Here is a 2,231-nt window from a genome sequence, read left to right on the forward strand (position 1 = left end):
TCGCGAAATTTCGCAGTCGCGACGCCAGAGACCGAGGGTTAGATCATGCCTAGCATTCACCTTCCGGCCGCCCGCTAAATATCTCCTTTTGGGTTGTTAATAAAACATCCAATAAGTTGACTGTGCGTGAAAAAGAAAGTTTTGTGTGATGGCGTTGAAGATCGCACCGTTAAGCTCTTATGTGGGATGGTGCAGAGCTCGACGACTACCGATAAAACGCAACCGCCGCAAACAGACAAGAAAAAGCCCCAACTGATAACAGTTGGGGCTTCAGTATTGTGATTGGTGGAGCAATAGCACCCTGAACCCAAAACCTTCTCGCTCAACCGGTAGTGGCTGATAACAACTCGTGAGGGCTATTGCGGGTTAAGCATTTAGCGATGTCTAGGGCCAGACTGGACGTCTGAACGCAAGCCGCTGATACTGTACATAACCACAGTATCAGCGGAGGATACCCATGTCGCTGGCAAGGAACGCCACGGCGAGTCAATCGCCCACTCAAACAAACGGTTACGAACGCCACCAACCCGACCAGACGCTGCTCTACCAGCTGGTTGAGCAGCACTACCCAGCCTTCAAAGCCTCACTCGAAGCCCAAGGTCAACACCTGCCTCGCTACATCCAACAAGAATTCAACGACCTCCTCCAATGTGGCCGTCTGGAGTATGGTTTCATGCGGGTTCGCTGCGAGGATTGTCATCACGAGCGTCTGGTCGCCTTCAGCTGTAAACGACGCGGCTTTTGCCCTAGCTGCGGTGCCCGCCGGATGGCCGAGAGTGCGGCGCTGCTGATAGACGAAGTCTTCCCCAAGGAGCCCATTCGCCAGTGGGTGCTCAGCTTTCCTTTCCAGCTACGCTTTTTGCTGGCTCGCCATCCCCAGCTGATGGGCCAGGTCTTGAGTATCGTCTATCGTACACTCTCAACTCATCTGATCAAAAAAGCCGGTTACACCAAAGCCTCTGCACAAACTGGCTCAGTGACTCTTATCCAACGCTTTGGCTCCGCGCTAAATCTCAATGTCCACTACCACATGCTGTTTCTCGATGGTGTCTATGCCGAAGATGACTATGGCAAGCAACGCTTCCATCGTGTCAAGGCACCCACTTACGATGAGCTGAATACGCTCGCTCACACCCTCAGCCATCGCATCGCTCGCTGCATGGAAAAGCGTGGGATTTTGGAGCGTGATGCCGAGAATACGTGGTTGACACTGGAAGAGGGCGAAGACGATACGCTGACTCAATTACATGGTGCTTCGGTTACGTATCGCATTGCCGTCGGCCCCCAGCAAGGGCGCAAAGTCTTCACCCTGCAAACCTTGCCAGGGCGTGAGGATAAAGCCGACTCAAGCAGTCGAGTAGCCAACCATGCTGGTTTCTCGCTACACGCCGGTGTGATGGCCGAAGCGCATCAGCGGGATAAGCTTGAGCGCTTGTGTCGCTACATTAGTCGGCCAGCGGTTTCAGAAAAACGTCTGGCATTAACCGCCAATGGGCAGGTGCGTTACGAGCTCAAAACTCCGTACCGCAATGGCACCACCCATGTGATCTTCGAGCCGCTGGACTTCATCGCCAAACTCGCTGCGTTGGTACCTAAGCCGCGAGTCAACCTCACACGCTTCCACGGCGTCTTTGCACCGAACAGCAAACACCGAGTTCAAGTAACACCCGCCAAGCGGGGCAAGAAGCCCGACAAATCGGAAGGTCTCGATACTAACTGGCGTGACAAGAGTCCTGCAGAGCGCCACCGCGCCATGACCTGGATGCAACGCCTCAAGCGAGTCTTCAATATTGATATTGAAGTCTGCGAACACTGCGGCGGTCACGTCAAAGTGATTGCCAGCATCGAAGATCCGAAGGTCATTGAGCAGATTCTCAAGCATCTGAAACAGAAAACAGCCAAGGCGAATGCCGCCAAGCAGCGTGAGCTGCCACCAGAACGAGCGCCGCCACTGACTCCCAGCCTGTTCGATCCATCACAGAGTCGTCTCTTTGACTGACGACCCCAAATCCAACACTGCTCAACACTGCCAACTTTTAAACGGGGCGGTGGGGCAGTTTGTATCTCTCGAGCTATCAGGCTAGAGATTTTACCGCCAAATCGAACCTTATTAGAGCGGTTTAGGCTGGACCGGCAGTTAAAATTGGGGCTTGAGCGGTAAACGAGTGAGGGAATTTCAGGTAAGATACTTCGGATGAGGAGCAAAAAGGTGGTTTATACTTCCTATACCC

1 protein-coding gene is annotated in these 2,231 nt (G+C 53.4%); it reads left to right on the forward strand.

Annotated elements, in window-relative coordinates; translation table 11 throughout:
• Positions 1 to 457 precede the first annotated feature (457 nt).
• The gene (locus R7Q11_RS24580) at positions 458 to 1,999 is read left to right on the forward strand and encodes an IS91-like element ISCR1 family transposase (protein ID WP_000050481.1); all 1,542 of its coding nucleotides are present in this window, start codon (positions 458 to 460) and stop codon (positions 1,997 to 1,999) included.
• Positions 2,000 to 2,231 lie beyond the last annotated feature (232 nt).

This window comes from Vibrio sp. 970, assembly GCF_033339075.1.

Excerpts from the sequence above, each read along its gene's own strand:
- R7Q11_RS24580 (WP_000050481.1), top strand. The coding sequence starts at position 458 with ATGTCGCTGGCAAGGAACGCCACGGCGAGTCAATCGCCCACTCAAACA.